We start from the raw sequence: 18,422 nt of genomic DNA, 5'->3' as shown, positions 1-18,422 counted from the left end.
GAGGACAAATCAGGAGGACTCTTGGCAACAAGGTCGCGGGATGACCGCGAAGCAAAACGTCGCATCAGGCAGATGGAAGCCAAGCGTGCCCTGCGCCAGGAACAGGGAAAACGGCGCAAACGCGACAACACCATTGCCATTGGTGCCGGCGGCGCGGCAGTTGTCCTCGCCGTCGTGCTGCAGCTGACAGTCTTCAGTTCCAACCCCACCGAAGCGGAGTTTGCCGCTGCCGAGGCCGGACTGAGTTCGCCGTCAGCTTCCCCGGCCGCATCCAACAGCGCCGACGTCCCCAGCCCGGACACCGCGGCAGGAAAGACATTCACGGGTGAACTGGCCTTGAACGGCGGTGCCGTGGGTATTGAGTTGAACGGCACAGCAGCTCCACAGGCAGCTGCAGTCTTCAAGTCCCTGAGTGACGCCGGCTATTACAACGGGAAGTTCTGCCACCGCCTGACGACGTCCGAAACGTTCGGGCTCCTGCAGTGCGGCGCCACCGACGAAAAGGGGACGGACGACCCCAACTATCGATGGGGTCCACTGGAAAACGCGCCTGCGGACAACAAATACCCTGCGGGGACCATCGCCGTGGCACGCACCGGGAACGACGCATACGGTAACGGCCACCAATTCTTCATCGTTTACAAAGACACCACCATCCCCGCAGACACTGCGGGTGGATACTCAGTGGTGGGCAAGGTGACCAGCGGCCTGGACGTGGTGACCAAGATAGCTGCCGCAGGCCTCAAGTCCGGCGAAAACCCCAACGACGGCGCCCCTGTGGCACCTGTCACGATAGACTCGTTTTCTCTGAAGTAACCAGCTCCAGGCCCCGGCCCGGGGTGCATTACCTTAGCAGTCCCTCCAAGCGAAAGACTTTTAGCGGTGACAGACAGTCAGAAATCCGACGAAACAGCAGCAGTGGCCAATCAGGAAGCGGTCGAGGCAACCGAAACGAACGGGGCGGAGACCCCGGAGCCTGCGCCTGAACAGAAGCCCGAGGCGCCGGCAGCACCGCGTCCGGCTCCATCCGCTGCCCCATCACCGGCTGCCTTCGCAGCCCGCCCGAAGGCCCCCGCCGCCGTCGTTCCTGCCGCCCCGGCTGTGTCCGCGGCGTCGCTCGCCGAGGCCGCCAAGTGGGGCCGCGCAGAAGGTGATGGCCATGTCTTCCTCACGCTGGATGGCGAGGAGATCGCTGTGGGCCAGTACCCGGGTGTCAGTCCTGACGAAGCATTGGGATACTTCGCCCGAAAGTTCGACGACATCATCGCGCAGGTTGTCCTCCTGGAGCACCGCGTAGAGTCCAAGGCTCCCGCTACTGACATGCAGAAGACCGTCACGCACCTTCGCGAGCAGCTCGCCGAGCGCAACATGGTGGGCGACATCCGTTCCGCCGAGGCCCGCTTGGACGCCCTCTCCACACAGGTCGTGGAACTGGAGAAGTCTGAGAAAGCCGCCCATGAGGCCGTACGCGCCAGCGAACTTGCCGCCCGCGAAGCCATTGTGGCCGAAGCAGAGTCAATAGCTGGCCAGGATCCTGCCCAGATCCAGTGGAAGACCTCCAGCGCCCGCATGAATGAACTGTTCGAAACGTGGAAGGCTGCGCAGAAGAGCGGCGTCCGGTTGGGACGCAGCAACGAAGACGCCCTCTGGAAGCGGTTCCGCTCCGCGCGCACGGTCTTCGATCGTCACCGCCGCGCCTACTTCTCCCAGTTGGATAGCAACAATTCTGCTGCGAAGTCCGCCAAGGAAGCCCTGATTGCCGAGGCAGAGGCTCTCTCTTCCTCCACCGACTGGGGTTTTGCTGCCGGCGAGTACCGGAGGCTGATGGACCAGTGGAAGGCCACGCCGCGCGCCAGCCGGAAAGATGATGACGCTCTCTGGGGCCGGTTCCGCGCTGCCCAGGATGTCTTCTTCAGCAACCGTCAGGCCGCCAACGAGCAGATCGACCAGGAGTACACAGCCAACCTGGGCGTCAAGGAACAGCTCGTAGCCGAAGCACAGGCTCTCCTGCCCATCAACGACCTCAACGCTGCCAAGAAGGCCCTGCAATCGATCAGGGACCGCTGGGAAGATGCAGGCAAGGTTCCCCGGGCTGACATGGGCCGCATCGAAGCCGGCCTCCGCAAGGTAGAAGACGCGGTCCGCGACGCCGAGGAAGAGAAGTGGCGCCGGAGCAACCCGGAAACCAAGGCCCGCACCAACAGTGCCCTTTCCCAGCTGGAAACAGCTATTGCCGGCCTCAAGGACGATCTCGAAAAGGCGGAGAAGGCGGGCGACCAGCGCCGCATCAAGGCCGCCCGTGAAGCGTTGGAAGCACGCCAGGCATGGCTGGACCAGATCCAGCGTTCAGCGAGCGATCTCGCCTAGCCAGTCCTGAAATATTGGCTCCTGCAGGCTCCGTCCCGGTTATCCACATATCCGGGACGGAGCCTGTACTCGTTGGGCAACGGCACGGAATGATCGGTGGATGGTCCCCACTCTCACCGCCCTGCCTATCACGGAGCCGGTTGTCTCCGAGCTCTACTCCCCCAGCCGCATTTTTACCTGGAACGAATTGCAGTGCATGGCCATAGACGGCATCCTGCTGCCCCTCTACGGCAAGAGTTATGCCTCACCGGGTGTTGCCGTCACCCACCGCCTGCGGGCACGCGCAGCGGCTCAGACCGTTCCGGAACGGATCCGCACCAAGGTAGTTGCCGGCAGGCTTACGGCCGCCTGGATTTATGGCTGCGCCAGTCCCCCGGAGCGCTTGTCACTCCTGGTGGATGCGAAGCACCGCATTTCAAGCCTGCGTGGGAGCACGCCCTGCAGTCTCCATGAAGTCCGCTTGGGCCAGATGGATGCGATCAGCCTGGGAGGAATACTGGTGAGCAGCCCGCTCCGGACTGCGGCCGATATCGCCCTGCACGTTGAGGCCGAGCGTGCTCTGCCCGCCCTCAGAAGGCTGCTGAACCGGGCTGATCTTGGCATCAGATTGCGCCTGCTGACATTAGCTGTGGAAGCGTCGCCACGGCTGCCCCACAAGAAGCGCGCACTGGCAACGCTGGCCAGGCTGACCCAACCGGACCTGAACTAGCTTCGCCGGCGGTTACCAGTAGTGCGGTAGACGTCAAAGACGCCATCAATGCGACGGACGGCGTTCAAGACGTGGTGCAAATACTTGGGATCACCCATCTCAAAAGCGAACTTGGAGATCGCTACACGGTCGCTGGATGTGTGAACGGAAGCAGCGAGGATGTTGACGTGGTTCTCAGACAAGATACGTGTCACGTCAGACAGGAGGGACTTCCGGTCCAGTGCTTCTACCTGGATCTCCACCAGGAAGACGCTGGACTGCGTGGGCGCCCACTCCACTTCAACAATCCGGTCCGGCTGGTCCCGAAGCCCAGAGACATTGGTGCAATCAGTCCGGTGAACGGAAACTCCGGAACCTCGTGTCACGAAGCCGAGAATGGGGTCCGGGGGAACTGGTGTGCAACAGCGGGCCAGCTTGACCCAGACGTCGCCAACACCACGGACGATGACGCCGGAGTCAGAGAACTTCGACTTCGCTACCTGCGTGGGAATGCTGACTTCGTCGAGGTCTTCGTCGGGTGTTTCGTGTCCGCCCAGATGCTCTACGAGCTTTTCCATCACGGACTGGGCTGAGGTATGACCATCGCCAACCCCCGCATAGAGCCCGGAGATGTCGACGTAATGGAAGTCCTCCGCCACAGCAGACAAGGCGTCGTGGGTCATAAGACGCTGCAGAGGCAGGTTCTGCTTCCGCATGGCACGGGTCAACATGTCCTTGCCACGATCAATAGCTTCTTCGCGGCGTTCCTTGGTGAACCACTGACGGATTTTGTTGCGTGCCCGCGCTGACTTGACGAAGTGTTGCCAGTCCTGGCTGGGTCCGGCTCCTTCTGCCTTCGACGTGAAGATCTCAACCCAGTCGCCGTGGTTCAACTCGCTGTTCAACGGGACCAGCTTGCCGTTGACGCGTGCACCAATCGTGCGGTGGCCCACTTCCGTATGCACGGCGTAGGCGAAGTCAACAGGGGTAGAACCTGCGGGCAGCGCCATGACTTCACCCTTGGGGGTGAAGACAAAAACTTCGCGGGCATTGATTTCATACCGCAGCGAGTCCAGGAACTCACCGGGATCAGAAGTTTCCTGCTGCCAGTCCACCAAGGACCTCAGCCAGCCCATATCGCCGTCGCGGGGGCTGCCGGGTCCCTGCGCGGTCCGGTTCGGCTGGTCCTTGTACTTCCAGTGCGCCGCAACACCGTACTCCGCACGGCGGTGCATCTCATGGGTGCGGATCTGGATCTCCACAGGCTTGCCGCCCGGGCCGATCACCGTGGTGTGGAGGGACTGGTACATGTTGAACTTGGGCATGGCGATGTAGTCCTTGAACCGTCCCGGGAGAGGGTTCCACCGCGAGTGGAGGGTGCCAAGGGCTGCGTAACAGTCCCGTACCGAATCAACCAGGACACGCACGCCCATGAGGTCGTTGATGTCGTCAAAATCCTTATCGCGGACGATCATCTTCTGGTAAATCGAGTAGTAGTGCTTCGGGCGGCCCGTGATGGTGGCTTTGATACGCGCTGTACGGAGGTCATCGGCGATCTGGTTGCGAATGACGCTAAGGCTCTTTTCGCGCTCCGGTGTGCGATCTCCCACCATGCGGACGATTTCCTCGTACACCTTGGGATACAGTGCGGCGAAGGAGAGATCTTCCAGTTCCCACTTGATGGTGTTCATACCGAGGCGGTGCGCCAACGGTGCGAAAATCTCCAGGGTTTCACGCGCCTTGCGTGAGGACGACTCAGCCGAAACGAACCGCCATGTTCTCGCGTTGTGGAGTCGGTCGGCCAGCTTGATCATCAGCACGCGGATGTCCTTGGCCATGGCCACGACCATCTTGCGCACTGTTTCCGATTGCGCTGCCTCGCCAAAACTGACCTTGTCCAGTTTGGTGACACCATCCACGAGCATGGCAACCTCCGGGCCAAAGTCCCGGGTGAGGTCGTTGAGGGTGTAAGGGGTATCTTCCACGGTGTCGTGAAGCAGCGCAGCTGCCAAGGTAGTACCCGTCATGCCGAGCTCGGCAAGAATAGTGGCCACTGCCACCGGGTGGGTGATGTAGGGATCACCGCTCTTGCGTTTCTGTCCTTGGTGGCTCCGCTCGGCTATAGCGAAAGCCCGCTGGATCAGGTCAAAGTCCTCTTTGGGGTTGTTCGCCCGGACGGTACGCAGCAGGGGCTCGAGGATCGGCGAGTACGGAGCGACACCGCGGCCAGTGAGGCGTGCAAGGCGGGATCGCGTGCGCTCCCTGCGCCCTGGGAAAGTAGGTCGCACACCGGGGGTATCCACCGGAACCGCACCAGCAGCCCGTCCAGCCACGTTTGTTGCCGGGACGGCCACAGCATTGCGGCCATCTTCCCCGCCCGCCGGTGGTGCCGACGTCGCACGTTCTTCCACAGAAGTACCCCTCACAACCGATTTAATTCTCCCAGTCTATTCCCGCAAGTGAATGCTTCTGCAACTGGGCAGCACATGACGAACGGAGCGGCAAGTCAAAGAGCCGGCCCCCGCGGTGCTGCGGGGGCCGGCTCTCGGTCAAACAGTGGGACTGGAGAAATCCTAAACGGTGGCTTCAGCCCGGCGGTGCGCCACCTTCTTGGCTTGCTTCACCAGCTCAGGTTCGCCCTGGCGCAGCCAGGCGTACAACGGTGCAGCGATGAAGATCGTCGCTGCCGTACCGATGAGGATACCCACGAACAGTGCTAGTGAAAGGTCCCGCAGTGTGCCCGCGCCCAGGAGCCCCGCACCGATGAACAGAATCGCCGCCACTGGAAGGACGGCCACCATCATGGTGTTGATGGAGCGGACCAGGGTTTGGTTGACCGCGAGGTTGACCTCCTCGCCGAAGGTGCGCCGGGTGGACGTGGTGATGTCAGATGTGTTTTCCCGGATCTTGTCGAAGACCACTACGGTGTCGTACAGCGAGTAGCTAAGGACCGTCAGGAATCCAATAATGGCCGATGGCGTCACTTCGAAATCGCTCAACGCGTAGACACCCGCTGTGGTGAACATGGTGACGAGCATGCCCACCAATGCCGAGAGCGACATCTTCCAAGTCCTGAAGTACAGAGCCATGAGGACCGCCGCCAAAGCAACGAAGACCACCAAGCCAATGAGCGCCTGCCTGGTGACGTCCTGGCCCCAGGTTGGGCCAACGAAGTTCGAGGTTACCTCGTTCTCGGTGACACCGTATGCGCTGGTGAGACCATCCTTGATGCGGTTGGTCTCGTCGTCAGTCAATTGATCCGTCTGGATCCGCATGGTGTTGCCTGCCACATTCGCGACGCGCGGAATGGCGTCAGGCACGACGTCATGGACGGCCTTCTCGCCCAGGCTTGCATCAGTGCTGCTGACGTTGGAGACGGTAAACTCCGAGCCGCCCCGGAACTCGATTCCGAGGTTGAACCCGCCCTTGACGACGGGAATCAGGATGGACAGCGCCACCGCGACGGCCGCGATAATGAACCAGATTTTCTTGGAATTGACGAAGTTGTACGAACGCTTGCCCGTGTAGAGCTCATGGCCGAAGGTTGCGAAGCTCGTGGTCATTACTTCTCCTCCTTGGTGGCCTTGGAGGAACCAGTCAACTGGCCCTTCTCGGCGAGGCGCCGTTCGGCGATGGTCATGCGTCGTTCCGCTTCAGCTGCTGCCCCGCTGTTGCGCGGACGCACGGGCGTGGGCTTGTCCTCGGGAGACCGAAGTCGTCCTGCGCCGCGGTACAGGGGAACCGCCCCAAGACGGTCCGGCGAAAGCCCGGAGAACCGGTGCCCTTCACCGAAGAACTTGGTGCGGGCCAAGACCTGCAGCATGGGGTGCGTGAACATGAAGACCACCAAGAGGTCGGCAAGGGCGGTCAAGCCCAAGGTGAAGGCAAAGCCACGCACGTTGCCAACAGCCACGAAGTAGAGGACCAGCGCGGCCAGGAGGTTGACGGCCTTGGACGCCAGCACCGTGCGCTTTGCACGCTTCCAGCCATTCTCGACGGCGGATACCAGCCCGCGTCCATCGCGCAGCTCATCACGGATGCGTTCAAAGTAGACAATGAACGAGTCCGCGGTCTGACCGATGGCAACGATCAGGCCGGCAACACCAGCAAGCGACAGACGATAGTTCTCGGTCCAGCCCAGGATGGCAATTGCCAAGTAGGTCAGGAGACCGGCGACCACGAGGGACGCAATAGTGACGAGTCCAAGTGCCCGGTATTGGAAGAGCGAGTAAACAACCACCAGCAGCAAGCCGATCATGCCGGCCAACAAGCCGAGACGCAGCTGGTCGCCACCGAGGGTGGCAGAGATCTGCTCCTGTGACTGGATTTCGAAGCTGATGGGGAGTGCGCCAAAGCGAAGCTGATCCGACAGGGCTTTGGCGGACGCCTGGGTGAAGTTGCCGGTGATCTGCGGCTTTCCGTCGGTGATGACGGCAAGGGATCGGGGTGCAGAGATGACTTTGTCGTCCAGCACGATCGCGAACTGGGCCTTGGGGTCGTTACCGCCCTGCGCCTGTGACGCCACATAGAACTGGTTGAGCCGTTCAGTGACTTCCTTGAACTTGGCAGTGGCTTCGCCATTGAAGACAATGTTGACGCCCCAGGAGTTGGTCACCGATCCCTGTGCGCCCTGGACCTGGGAGTACGAGGACGAGGCGATGTCCTGGCCCTTGACCTCAACCGGACCAAGAATGTACTTGATGGCCGGAGTCTGCGCGGTGGCTGCCTCGCAGGTAACAAGCGGCTTGGCGGGATCAGAACGATCTCGCCGTTCAGTGGAAGGATTGACGCAGTCCAGTGCCTCAAATTCCTTGACGATGTCAGCGGTCACCCAGTTGTTGTCACTGGCATTCGCGGGCTCTGCCGTGGGCTTGGGCAGCTGGTCTTCAGGTGTCCTGGACTCAACAGGAACTGCAGCGGGGTCGCCCGAGGCAATCACGGGGCGGAAGTTCATATCCGCCGACGCCTGGATCAAGTCGCGGGTTTCCTTGGAGGGCGTCCCGGGAAGGCTGACCACCACATTGCGACCTGACTGGGTGCTGATTTCTGCTTCAGCAACACCAGAGCCGTCCACGCGCTGCCTGATGATGGCAACTGCCTGGTTGAGCTGCTCTTCATTGATTTCACTGGCACCCTCTACCTTGGGTGCGAGGATCATCTGGGTTCCGCCTTCAAGGTCCAAAGCAAGTTTGGGAGCCCAGCTGGCATTGCCAGTCATCACTCCGCCACCCAGGACAGCGGTGAGTACAACGAATATTGCTCCAAGCCAAGTCAGCACCCTGCGGGCTGAGTTTTTGGGGCCGGTCCGTGCCATTATCAATCTTCCTGTTATCGCCGGACAGCCGCCGGCGTACGCGGATAAGCGTCTGCCGGCGGCTCTCCGCTGCCGTAGAAGTTGCCTTGCGCGGTGTTGCCGCGACTGACGGTGCTAGTTGTCCTTCTTGTCCTCTTTGTTGAGGCGCGCAATGGTTTCGTCCGGCGTCTCCACTGCGGCAGGAGCTTCAGTGTCCGCAACGGTCAGGGAAGAGGCATCATCCGGAACAACCGGCGCCTCTTCCGGAGCCGTTTCAACAACTTTGGTAACTGCCTGGCGGTGAACCGTGGCCTGGTTACCCGGGGAAAGTTCGATGACGACCTTGTTTTCGGCTTCGTCGATGGAGACGATGCGGCCAAAAAGACCGAAGCTGGTCATGACGTCGACGCCCGGAGCGAACTTGGACTGCATCTCAGCCTGCTGCTGCTGGGTCTTCTTGTTGCGGCGGAACATCATGAAGACAAAGAGTCCAAGCATGACGAACAGCAATATGGTCATTGGATCCACAGGGAAGTTCCGTTCTGTACTTACGTTTTGGTTCACGGCAACGTCCCTGGCAGATCCGCGAAGCGGGCGCATGGATCAAGGACTCGAACGTGCCGAGCGTCATACCAGTCTAGAGGGAAAAGCTGAACACGGCGTGTTAACCGATGGTATCTACGCTTTCGGCGTGGTTTTCCTCTTCATCGAACAACGCCAGTGTCTCTTGGCCGAAGACGCCGGACGGCACCGCGTAGCCGAGGTGGGTCCAGGCAGACGCCATTGCGATGCGGCCCCTGGGCGTCCGCCCCAATAGTCCCTCGCGCACCAGGAAGGGCTCGGCAACGGTCTCTACAGTTTCTGGTTCCTCACCTACGGCAATCGCCAAGGTGGACAGACCCACCGGGCCACCGTTGAACTTGGTAATGAGGGCTTCGAGCACTGAGCGGTCAAGCCGGTCAAGGCCCCGCTGGTCCACTTCATACATATCCAAGGCCGCCGACGCGGAACGGGCATCGATCTGATCGATGCCATGGACCAGTGCCCAGTCCCGGACACGGCGCAGCAGACGGTTGGCAATACGCGGCGTGCCTCGCGACCGACCCGCGATCTCCGTGAATCCGGCCGAATTCACCTTGAGGTCCAAAAGCCCTGCCGAACGGCGAAGCACAAGTTCAAGCTCCGCTACGGAGTAAAACTCAAGATGCCCGGTAAATCCGAAACGATCCCGTAGTGGCCCAGGCAGCAGGCCGGCACGTGTGGTGGCCCCTACCAGGGTGAACGGCGGAAGCTCAAGGGGGATGGCCGTGGCACCGGCGCCCTTGCCCACCACGATGTCTACACGGAAGTCCTCCATGGCCATGTACAGCATTTCCTCGGCAGGCCGGGACATCCGGTGAATTTCATCGAGGAACAAGACCTCGCCCTCCGACAAGGAGGAAAGAATGGCAGCGAGGTCACCTGCATGCTGGATGGCCGGACCACTGCTGATCCGCAATGGCGCGTTCATTTCCGCAGCAATGATCATGGCCAACGTGGTCTTGCCCAGCCCCGGTGGACCGGACATCAACACATGGTCGGCGCTGCGCCCGCGCATCTTTGACGCCTCCAACACCAAGGCCAGCTGCTTGCGGACCCGGTGCTGGCCAACGAAATCGTGCAGGTTCTTGGGCCGGAGGGCCGCCTCAATGACCCGCTCCTCCGGTTCCTCTCCCCCGCTGACCAAAGACTGCTCAGCCACGGCTGCCTACACGGTTGCCGGCGCGGGCGCCGTCCTGGCCCAGCCACCGCAGCGTTGCACGGAGGATGTGGGCGACATTTCCCGAGTCCACCAGCTCCGGAGAATCGGCCATGGCTTTGTCGATGCTGCCCGTGGCGTCCTTCTCTGACCATCCCAGGCTGGTCATTGCCGCAACCACTTGCGGCTTCCAGTCGGCCTTGACGGCAGTTTCCGGAGCAGCGGCCGTCCCCGTTCCATGCGGGACCAACTTTCCGGCCAGTTCCAGGACAATGCGCCCTGCGACCTTGGGCCCAATGCCGGGAACCTTCGTAAAGGCCTTACCATCACCAGTGTGCGCAGCCACCCGGATAGCTTCGGGTTCGTGGACCGCGAGAACAGCCAACGCCAGCCTGGGTCCCACGCCGCTGACGCTGAGCAGGACATCGAAAACTTCGCGTTCGTCGTCATCGGCGAAACCGAACAGCGTCAGGGAGTCCTCCCTGACGATCATGGAGGTGAAGAGCTTGGCTTCAGATCCGACCTTGAGGTGGCTGAGGGTCTGCGGGGTGGCAAAGACACTCATGCCGGCGCCGTTGAGGTCAATGACGGCGGTGGACAAACCAACGTGGGCTACGGTTCCACGGAGAAAACTGATCAAGACCCGGCTCCTGAATTATTGCGGCCAAAGCGGACTATCCGAACATATCTACGAATACCCTAGCAAGGCAGGGCACCAATCACCGCGCGCGGCGCGCTTTTGCCTCCGCTTCGGCCCATGCCTTCTGAGCAGGAGTGAGTGAACCTTTTCCGGAGGCGCCACCTGCCGAGCCCATTCCACTGCCTGCGCGCCACGCGTGCGTGAGTGCCAAGGCAAGGGCATCGGCCGCATCGGCAGGCTTGGGCGGCGCATCCAGCCGCAAAATTTTTGTCACCAGCTTGGTGACGGCATCTTTGTTGGCCGTACCACTGCCGGTCACCGCGGCCTTGACCTCGGAAGGGGTGTGCAAGGCCACCGGGATGCCACGGCGTGCCGCTGCGGCAATAACGACGCCTGATGCCTGGGCAACGCCCATCACCGTGCTGACGTTCATCTGCGAAAAAACACGTTCGACTGCGACGACGTCCGGCTCATGCCGGTCCAGCCATTCATCGATGGCTTCGGCAATGACCAGCAAGCGCTTATCCAGCGTCAACTCCGCCGAAGTTCCCACAACCCCCACAGCAACCATGGTGGCGCGGCGGTTTCTTTCGATGTCCACCACACCGATGCCGCAACGGGTAAGGCCCGGATCGACTCCTAATACGCGAAGAGTCAAGTCCGGGCCTTCCTGTCTGTTATCACCCTTGAAAGCCGCCCCGCCTAGTCGGCGTCGAGGGCAGCCTGCACTTCCTCGCTGAGGTCCGCATTGCTGTAGACGTTCTGGACGTCGTCCAGGTCTTCCAGTGCATCCACGAGCTTCATGAATTTCCGGGCGCCATCGACGTCAAGGTCCACCTGCATGGACGGGACGAATTCGGCTTCGTCGGTTTCGTAATCGATGCCCGCTTCCTTCAGTGCGTCACGAATGGCCTGGAGGTCGGACGGTTCGGAGTGGATTTCCCAGTTCTCGCCGCTGTCCTTGACTTCCTCGGCGCCGGCTTCCAGGACCGCCATCAGGATGTCGTCTTCGCTCAGGCCGTTCTTCGGCAGCACCACTACGCCCTTCCGGGCAAAAAGGTAGCTGACGGAGCCGGGGTCGGCGATGGTGCCGCCATTGCGCGAAATAGCGAGGCGAACCTCGGAGGCGGCGCGGTTCTTGTTGTCGGTCAGACATTCGATCAGCAATGCCGAACCCTGCGGGCCACGGGCCTCGTACATGATTTCGGTGTAGTCGACCACCTCACCGGTGAGGCCTGCACCACGCTTGATGGCACGGTCAATGTTGTCATTGGGTACCGAGGTCTTCTTCGCCTTGGTAACCGCGAGTTCCAAGCCAGGGTTGCCAGCAAGGTCCGGGCCACCCATGCGGGCGGCAACTTCGATGTTCTTGATCAGTTTTGCGAACGACTTTGCACGCCTGCCGTCAATGATGGCTTTCTTGTGCTTGGTGGTCGCCCATTTGGAGTGGCCTGACATGCTTTACGCTTCTCCTCTGATCATTCGAATAAAGAGTTCATGCACGCGCTTCTCTCCCGTCACTTCCGGGTGGAAGGAGGTGGCCAGCAGGTGGCCTGAACGCACTGCAACAATTCTAGCCACTCCATGCAAAGTGGCCGTGTGGCTGGCGTGGTCCGGATCAACCTGCGCCAGTACTTCCACGGTGGGACCCACGCGCTCAACCCATGGGCCGCGAATGAACACAGCATGGACAGGGTCCACGCCGGAATCGCCTGCACTGAAATCCAGGCCCTTGAAATCGAGGTCGGTTTCAAAGGACTCGCGCTGCCGCCCAAAAGCGTTGCGCCGCACAGTGATGTCCAGTCCACCGAAGGTCTGCTGTGGATTTCCCTCGAGGTCGGTCGCTGGATCAGCGATTTCATCGGCCAGCAAGATCATGCCGGCACAGGAACCGTAGACGTGCAGGCCGTCAGCGATGCGCTTCTTCAGCGGGTCGCGGAGTTCGAAAATCCGGGACAGTTTGTCAATAGTGGTGGATTCGCCGCCCGGGATGATCAGGCCGTCGATGTCGTCCAGTTCGGCAGGCCTGCGGATACCCACGCCCGTGGCACCTGCGGCCTCCACAGCGCGGATATGCTCGCGGAAGTCGCCCTGGAGCGCCAGTACACCGATCCGGAGTCCTGAACCCACGCGTGATGAAGCGTCGGAAAGGGGGTTGGTCATTGGACCATCATAGTGGCCATCGCCCTACCGGCGGTCCTCCATGGCGCCTGCGGACCCGGTTGCATGCCCTGACTGGGATATATTACAGAGCATGCTTTCCTTCAGCGTCCCCATCGGCAAGCTGGTCCGCACTCTGTCCCGGCTCCGGGGTGGAGGATCAGCTTTTCCCGGCCTGGTGGTCGAGAAAATCGACCCCGGCTTCATGCAGCGAACGCTGGCCTCCCTCCCCCACGGCGTGGCCGTGGTCAGTGGAACCAACGGAAAAACCACCACCACAAAGATGGTGGTGGAACTCCTTGAAAGCCAAGGATTGAAAGTCTTCACCAACCGCACCGGAAGCAACTTCACCCGGGGCGTTGCTGCCTCGCTCCTGGGCGACGTGGATTGGCGGGGCCGGCTCGACGCTGACATCGCCATCCTTGAACTCGACGAGGCCCACGCCGTCCATTTCGTGAACAAAGTCCAGCCGAGGTTCAGCCTGCTGCTCAATGTCCTTCGCGACCAATTGGACCGTTTCGGCGAAATCGACAAGACTGCCCGGCTTCTGGAGCACATCGCCTCCAGGACCACGGACGCCGTGGTCCTGAACCGTGAAGATCCCCGGGTTGCCCGGATAGCTACCACCGTCAACAGCCTGGACGCAGTCCACCACCCCGACGTGCGCTACTTCGGCCTGGACGAATCGCTCCGCAGCACTTTTCCGAATGATGATGAGATGCGTACCGGCAGCGGCCCTTCCCCGTCGGGGACTTCCGTAGCCGCGGCGGCTGGTGAGGCAGTTGACCTGCCGGGTGCCGACGTCGTACTCCGCCGGGTAGGCGCGCAGGATGCTGACTTTGAGTTCGACGGCGAGACCGTCACCACGGCGATGAAGCTGCGCGGTGTTTACAACATCTTCAATGCCGCGGCCGCGCTGTCACTGGCACGTGCCGTTTTGGGGACCGGCCCCGTTGACACGCCCAAACTTGTGAAGGCCCTGGGCGACGTCGCCCCCGCATTTGGCCGCGGGGAAAGCCTGACGGTAGATGGACAACCGCTCGAATTAGTGTTGGTGAAGAACCCCAGCGGCTTCCGGCTTGGGCTGAAGTCCTTCCCCGCCGGCGGTTACGCCACCATGATCGCCATCAATGACAACTACGCAGACGGCAGGGACATGTCGTGGCTGTGGGATGTCGAGTTCGAATCCCTGAGGGATGATGGCGTGGAAGTACTCACCGGTGTTCGGGCCTACGACATGGCGCTGAGGCTGCAGTATGACGACGTACCTTTCGGACTTGTGGAACCCGACATCACAGCAGCATTGCGATCCTTCATCAATGGCTCAAGGGGCAAGCCCAAACGAATCTTCTGCACCTACACCTCCATGCTCGCCATTCGCCGTGAACTGGCCAAAATCACCATAGTTGAGGTGGTCTCATGACCTCGGAAGCACTGCCAACGGCCCAGGGGTCGCAGCCCGCCAAGGGAACCATCCGCGTCCTCCAGCTCTACCCGCGGGAGATGAACATCTACGGTGACTGGGGCAATGCCCTGGTCCTTCAGCAACGCATCAAATGGCACGGTTACACGCCCGAGTTGCTGGAATACAACGTGGGTGACGAGTTTCCTGACGACGTCGACATCATCGTCGGGGGCGGGGGGCAGGACAGCGGCCAGCTGGTCATCCAGGATGACCTCCAGTCGCGCGCCGACCGCCTCAGGGAGATGGCCGATGCCGGCGCACCCATGCTGGTCATTTGCGGTCTCTACCAACTTTTTGGCAAGTTCTTCAAAACCAGCGCCGGACCTGTCATCCCGGGCATCGGCATCCTGGATGTCGAAACACACGGTACGGACGAGCGGCTGATCGGCAACGTGATCATGAAGTCCACCGAATTCGGGGACATCATGGGCTACGAGAATCACAGCGGACAGACCACGTTGGGTCCCGGCGTCGAACCTCTCGGAACTGTCACCAAGGGCGCCGGAAACAACAGCAAGGATGGCCACGAGGGTGCCCGGTACAACAATGTTGTGGCCAGCTACCTGCACGGTTCACTGTTGCCGAAGAACCCGGCGATCGCCGACTTCCTCATCAGGACAGCTGCCGAACGCAAGTACGGCACCTTCGTGCCGGGAGCGCCCGACGACGACTACGCCCGCCTCGCGCGCGAGCACGCAGCCCGTCGGCCGCGCTAGCGACTACTTTTCCTTGGTGATCAGGAGTTCATGGGCACCGGCGGTCGCCGCACCCATGGACTCCACCACAGCTTTGGTTCGCTGGTAGGTTTCAGCATCGGCAGCGGGCGTTGCGCAGACTCCCTGCGGTGCGTCACTGGCCACTGAGCACCACCGGTAAGGGTCCCGGACAATAACCGAAGGTGCCCAGGCCAGGTCTGAAGCCGTCCACACACCTGCGGTGTTCTGGCTGAACTGTGCCCTTACCAGCAAGCCTTCGTTGTTGACCACGTACCAGGGCGATAGTTCCGTGACTCCGTTGCCCAGTCCATACACGATCCATGTGCCCTTGTAATTCTCGATGGGAAGCACCGAATGGGTGTGGTGCCCGTAGATCATGGTGAACTGACCGCTGTCCACCAGGGCATGCGCCACGTCCTGCTGCTGGGCATTGGCTTCGCTGGCATACTCGTCACCGGCGTGCATGACGCCCAGCACAATGTCAGCCCCCAACGCCTTGGCCTGGGTTGCCTTGGCAATCATGGCCGCGGGGTCCAGCTCGTCGACCAACCACGGGTACTCGGGAATTTGTCCGTTATGGCCGTAAGTACCGATGATCACGGCCACCTTGGCCGCATCCGTCTGAATCATCAATATTTCCTTGGACGCCGCCTCTGTACGGTATGAACCTGTGTGCTTGAGTCCGGCCGCGTCGAGGGCGTCCAGCGTCCTCAGGAGCCCCTCCGTCCCGCGGTCAATCGTGTGGTTGCTGGCCGTGGTGCAGGCTTGGTAGCCCACGTTCTTGGAGGCGCTGATGATCTGCGGCGGCACATTGAAGGATGGATAGGCAGAGAACGGGCCCTCCGGCGTTGCGACGGGGGTTTCCTGGTGACAGATGGCGAGATCGCTGTTTGCGATGTAGCGCCGCTGTCCTTCCAGAAGGGGAACGAAGGTATAACCGGGTATGCCTGCAGCGGCGGCGTCCGCCCGTGCCTGCTGCCACAGTTGGGTGTGGACCAGCATGTCGCCGGTCACTGTAACGGAAGTGCACCTCAGCTCCGGACAAGCCGGGCCCTTGCCGGGAGTAGGGTTTGGAGCGGGAGTGCGGGTGGGGGTTGGCGACTCAGTGGCGGGAGCCGAGGCCGAGCTGCTGCGGTTCTGATCATCAGTCTCGGCGATGACACCGCAAGCACCCAAGGTCACGGCCAGGAACGCCCCTCCCAGCGCGGTCAGCGCCTTTGGCGATCCGAACCTGGCAATTGAAGATGTGATCTTCCCCATGATTTTTATCCTAAGGCGGGAGAGCGGCCCAGCCGGGCGCGGCACCCTTGAGGACACGATTCTTACGTGAAAGAGTCACTTCATGACCAATCCTCTGCTGAGCCCCAGCCCCCTGCCGTATGGACTGCCGCCGTTTGCCGGGATCACCCCCGAGCACTACGCCGAGGCCGTGGACGCCGGTCTGGCCGAGCACCTGAAGGAAATCCAACTGATCGCGGGCAACCCCGAACCCGCGTCCTTCGAGAACACAGCCGTGGCCATGGAACGTTCGGGAATGCTCTTGAACAGGGCAGCAGCTGCATTCTTCACGTTGGTCTCGGCAGACGCGTCAGATGCCATAAAGAGGTTGGAGACGGAGTTATCACCCAAGTTCTCCGCCCACCAGGATGCCGTGTACATGAACCGTGACCTCTACCATCGGTTTGCGGCCATCGATGCCGGCAACCTTGATGCCGAGGCAGTTCGCCTGGTGCAGGAGTACCTCAAAGAATTCCGGCAGTCAGGCATCCAACTCGATGATGCCGGCCAATTGCGATTGCGCGAAGTCAACGCGGAGCTCTCACGATTGGGCACTGAGTTCGGCCAGCGCGTCAAGGAGGGAATGAAGTGTTCCGCACTTCTGCTGAACGACGTTGGGGACTTGGCCGGGCTGCCGGCCGACGACGTCGCTGCCGCCGCCGAAGCCGCGAAAAGCGCTGGACATGACGGCCATTACCTCCTCACCCTGATCCAGCCCAGCAACCAGCCCGCCCTGGCCTCCCTGGACAACCGGTCCGTCCGCCGTCGACTCTTCGAGGGGTCCTTGGCCCGCGGCACGGACGGCAGCTCCCTCGATGTGCGCGAGCTCGTGACGGCTACGGTTGGGCTGCGGGCCGAGAAGGCAACGCTTTTGGGCTTCAGCAACTTTGCCGAACTCGTGGTGGACCAGCAGACAGCCCCCACTTTCAGCGCCGTCGAAGAGATGCTGGGCAGACTGGCCCCAGCCGCCCTGCGGAATGCCACTGCAGAAGCCACTGCGTTGGCGCAATCCGCAGGCCATGCACTGGAACCCTGGGACTGGGCGTACTACTCCGCCAGGGTCCGCAGAGAGAAGTATGAGGTTGACGAACAAGCGCTGCGACCCTATTTCGCCCTCGAAACAGTCCTGACAGACGGCGTGTTCCATGCAGCTACCCAGCTCTACGGCATCACTTTTCACGAGCGCATCGACTTGAAGGGGTACCACCCCGATGTCCGTGTCTGGGAGGTCCGCAATGAGGACGGAAGTGGCTTAGGCCTGTTCCTCGGTGACTATTACACCCGGTCGTCAAAGCGAGGCGGCGCATGGATGAACTCGCTCGTGGAACAGTCCGGCCTTCTGGCCACGCGGCCGGTGGTCATCAACAACCTCAACATCACCAAACCAGCACCCGGCGAGCCCACCCTGTTGACCCTTGACGAACTCCGCACCGTGTTCCATGAATTCGGCCACGCGCTCCATGGACTCTTCTCCGATGTGACGTATCCACGATTCTCAGGAACATCGGTGCCCCGCGACTTCGTTGAGTACCCCTCCCAAGTTAACGAAATGTGGATCATGTGGCCCGAAGTCCTGGCCAATTACGCACGCCATCACTCCACTGGCGAACAACTCCCCCAGGACATTGTGGACAAGCTCAATGCCTCGCAACTATGGGGTGAAGGATTCGCTACCACTGAATATCTGGGGGCGGCACTGCTGGACATTGCCTGGCATGTTCTGGCCGAAGCCAATGTGCCGGACGACGTCCTGGCCTTCGAGGCCAAGGCACTTGCCGGGGCAGGCATCGCGCATCCGCTGATTCCGCCGCGCTACCGCACGGGATACTTCCAGCACATCTTTGCCGGGGCAGGTTACGCCGCGGGCTACTACTCCTACATCTGGAGCGAAGTGCTGGACGCGGACACCGTGGAGTGGTTCAAGGACAACGGCGGCCTGTCACGGGCCAACGGAGACAAGTTCCGTGCCGAGCTGCTCTCCAGGGGAAACAGCCGCGACCCCCTGGAGTCATTCCGGGCATTCCGGGGCCGCGACGCCCACTTGGAACCGCTCCTGAAGCGTCGCGGACTGGAGTAA

At 61.4% G+C, this 18,422-nt stretch carries 16 protein-coding genes; 6 read left to right on the top strand and 10 right to left on the bottom strand.

The window, feature by feature from the left end:
* The first annotated feature begins 21 nt into the window (after window positions 1-21).
* The 3 genes from BLW08_RS06565 to BLW08_RS06555 all read left to right on the top strand — a co-directional run bounded on the left by BLW08_RS06565 (window position 22) and on the right by BLW08_RS06555 (window position 3,076).
* On the top strand, window positions 22-816 hold the full coding sequence (locus tag BLW08_RS06565; RefSeq protein WP_175538603.1) for a peptidylprolyl isomerase: 795 nt from the start codon (window positions 22-24) through the stop codon (window positions 814-816).
* A gap of 66 nt (window positions 817-882) precedes the next feature.
* Entirely contained in the window at window positions 883-2,367 is a 1,485-nt protein-coding gene (locus tag BLW08_RS06560; protein WP_090821692.1) for a DUF349 domain-containing protein, read from the top strand.
* Between the two features lie 100 nt (window positions 2,368-2,467).
* Window positions 2,468-3,076 (top strand): hypothetical protein, encoded by a 609-nt coding sequence (locus tag BLW08_RS06555; protein WP_090821694.1) that lies wholly within the window; start codon window positions 2,468-2,470, stop codon window positions 3,074-3,076.
* On the opposite strand, the gene BLW08_RS06550 is transcribed toward BLW08_RS06555, so the two are convergent.
* From BLW08_RS06550 to pdxT, 9 genes are all read right to left on the bottom strand, one after another.
* Complete coding sequence (locus tag BLW08_RS06550) at window positions 3,073-5,466, bottom strand: RelA/SpoT family protein (RefSeq protein ID WP_090821696.1); 2,394 nt, start codon at window positions 5,464-5,466, stop codon at window positions 3,073-3,075. The genes BLW08_RS06555 and BLW08_RS06550 overlap by 4 nt on opposite strands.
* A gap of 162 nt (window positions 5,467-5,628) precedes the next feature.
* Complete coding sequence (gene secF, locus BLW08_RS06545) at window positions 5,629-6,618, bottom strand: protein translocase subunit SecF (RefSeq protein ID WP_091324009.1); 990 nt, start codon at window positions 6,616-6,618, stop codon at window positions 5,629-5,631.
* Window positions 6,618-8,369, bottom strand: a complete 1,752-nt coding sequence (gene secD / locus BLW08_RS06540; RefSeq protein WP_090821700.1) for a protein translocase subunit SecD — start codon at window positions 8,367-8,369, stop codon at window positions 6,618-6,620. Before secD ends, secF begins: the two co-directional genes overlap by 1 nt.
* A gap of 114 nt (window positions 8,370-8,483) precedes the next feature.
* Window positions 8,484-8,867, bottom strand: coding sequence for a preprotein translocase subunit YajC (gene yajC / locus BLW08_RS06535; RefSeq protein ID WP_175538602.1), 384 nt, complete (start codon window positions 8,865-8,867; stop codon window positions 8,484-8,486).
* Between the two features lie 145 nt (window positions 8,868-9,012).
* Complete coding sequence (ruvB, locus tag BLW08_RS06530; protein WP_091324007.1) at window positions 9,013-10,089, bottom strand: Holliday junction branch migration DNA helicase RuvB; 1,077 nt, start codon at window positions 10,087-10,089, stop codon at window positions 9,013-9,015.
* Entirely contained in the window at window positions 10,082-10,726 is a 645-nt protein-coding gene (gene ruvA / locus BLW08_RS06525; RefSeq protein WP_090821703.1) for a Holliday junction branch migration protein RuvA, read from the bottom strand. Before ruvA ends, ruvB begins: the two co-directional genes overlap by 8 nt.
* A gap of 79 nt (window positions 10,727-10,805) precedes the next feature.
* Window positions 10,806-11,384, bottom strand: a complete 579-nt coding sequence (gene ruvC / locus BLW08_RS06520) for a crossover junction endodeoxyribonuclease RuvC (protein ID WP_090821705.1) — start codon at window positions 11,382-11,384, stop codon at window positions 10,806-10,808.
* 44 nt (window positions 11,385-11,428) lie between these two features.
* Window positions 11,429-12,184, bottom strand: a complete 756-nt coding sequence (locus BLW08_RS06515; RefSeq protein WP_090821706.1) for a YebC/PmpR family DNA-binding transcriptional regulator — start codon at window positions 12,182-12,184, stop codon at window positions 11,429-11,431.
* A 3-nt stretch (window positions 12,185-12,187) separates the two neighbouring features.
* Window positions 12,188-12,889 carry a pyridoxal 5'-phosphate synthase glutaminase subunit PdxT gene (gene pdxT / locus BLW08_RS06510; protein ID WP_090821792.1) on the bottom strand — a complete coding sequence of 234 codons (702 nt, stop codon included), beginning with the start codon at window positions 12,887-12,889 and terminating at the stop codon, window positions 12,188-12,190.
* A 91-nt stretch (window positions 12,890-12,980) separates the two neighbouring features.
* On the opposite strand from pdxT, the gene BLW08_RS06505 reads away from it, so the two are divergent.
* Together BLW08_RS06505 and BLW08_RS06500 are read left to right on the top strand one after the other, a co-directional pair.
* Window positions 12,981-14,309 (top strand): Mur ligase family protein, encoded by a 1,329-nt coding sequence (locus BLW08_RS06505; protein ID WP_091324005.1) that lies wholly within the window; start codon window positions 12,981-12,983, stop codon window positions 14,307-14,309.
* On the top strand, window positions 14,306-15,067 hold the full coding sequence (locus BLW08_RS06500) for a type 1 glutamine amidotransferase (protein WP_090821710.1): 762 nt from the start codon (window positions 14,306-14,308) through the stop codon (window positions 15,065-15,067). The genes BLW08_RS06505 and BLW08_RS06500 overlap by 4 nt, the downstream gene beginning before the upstream one ends.
* 3 nt (window positions 15,068-15,070) lie before the next feature.
* Here BLW08_RS06500 and BLW08_RS06495 read toward each other — a convergent pair whose 3' ends face one another.
* Window positions 15,071-16,336 carry a CapA family protein gene (locus BLW08_RS06495; RefSeq protein ID WP_091324492.1) on the bottom strand — a complete coding sequence of 422 codons (1,266 nt, stop codon included), beginning with the start codon at window positions 16,334-16,336 and terminating at the stop codon, window positions 15,071-15,073.
* Window positions 16,337-16,409: 73 nt separating this feature from the next.
* On the opposite strand from BLW08_RS06495, the gene BLW08_RS06490 reads away from it, so the two are divergent.
* A complete protein-coding gene (locus BLW08_RS06490) occupies window positions 16,410-18,422 on the top strand; it encodes a M3 family metallopeptidase (RefSeq protein ID WP_091324003.1) in 2,013 nt (670 codons plus the stop codon).

This window comes from Arthrobacter sp. cf158 (assembly GCF_900106835.1).
Classification (GTDB): domain Bacteria; phylum Actinomycetota; class Actinomycetes; order Actinomycetales; family Micrococcaceae; genus Arthrobacter.
Note: the sequence above shows the minus strand (reverse complement) of the source record. Positions and strands in the feature narration are given on the sequence as shown.

What these genes read in the sequence shown, in the direction of transcription:
- BLW08_RS06555 (WP_090821694.1), top strand. Translation starts at nt 2,468, where the DNA reads ATGGTCCCCACTCTCACCGCCCTGCCTATCACGGAGCCGGTTGTCTCC.
- yajC (WP_175538602.1), bottom strand. Translation starts at nt 8,867, where the DNA reads ATGACCATATTGCTGTTCGTCATGCTTGGACTCTTTGTCTTCATGATG.
- BLW08_RS06515 (WP_090821706.1), bottom strand. Translation starts at nt 12,184, where the DNA reads ATGTCAGGCCACTCCAAATGGGCGACCACCAAGCACAAGAAAGCCATC.
- secF (WP_091324009.1), bottom strand. Translation starts at nt 6,618, where the DNA reads ATGACCACGAGCTTCGCAACCTTCGGCCATGAGCTCTACACGGGCAAG.
- BLW08_RS06505 (WP_091324005.1), top strand. Translation starts at nt 12,981, where the DNA reads ATGCTTTCCTTCAGCGTCCCCATCGGCAAGCTGGTCCGCACTCTGTCC.
- secD (WP_090821700.1), bottom strand. Translation starts at nt 8,369, where the DNA reads ATGGCACGGACCGGCCCCAAAAACTCAGCCCGCAGGGTGCTGACTTGG.
- pdxT (WP_090821792.1), bottom strand. Translation starts at nt 12,889, where the DNA reads ATGACCAACCCCCTTTCCGACGCTTCATCACGCGTGGGTTCAGGACTC.
- BLW08_RS06490 (WP_091324003.1), top strand. Translation starts at nt 16,410, where the DNA reads ATGACCAATCCTCTGCTGAGCCCCAGCCCCCTGCCGTATGGACTGCCG.
- BLW08_RS06500 (WP_090821710.1), top strand. Translation starts at nt 14,306, where the DNA reads ATGACCTCGGAAGCACTGCCAACGGCCCAGGGGTCGCAGCCCGCCAAG.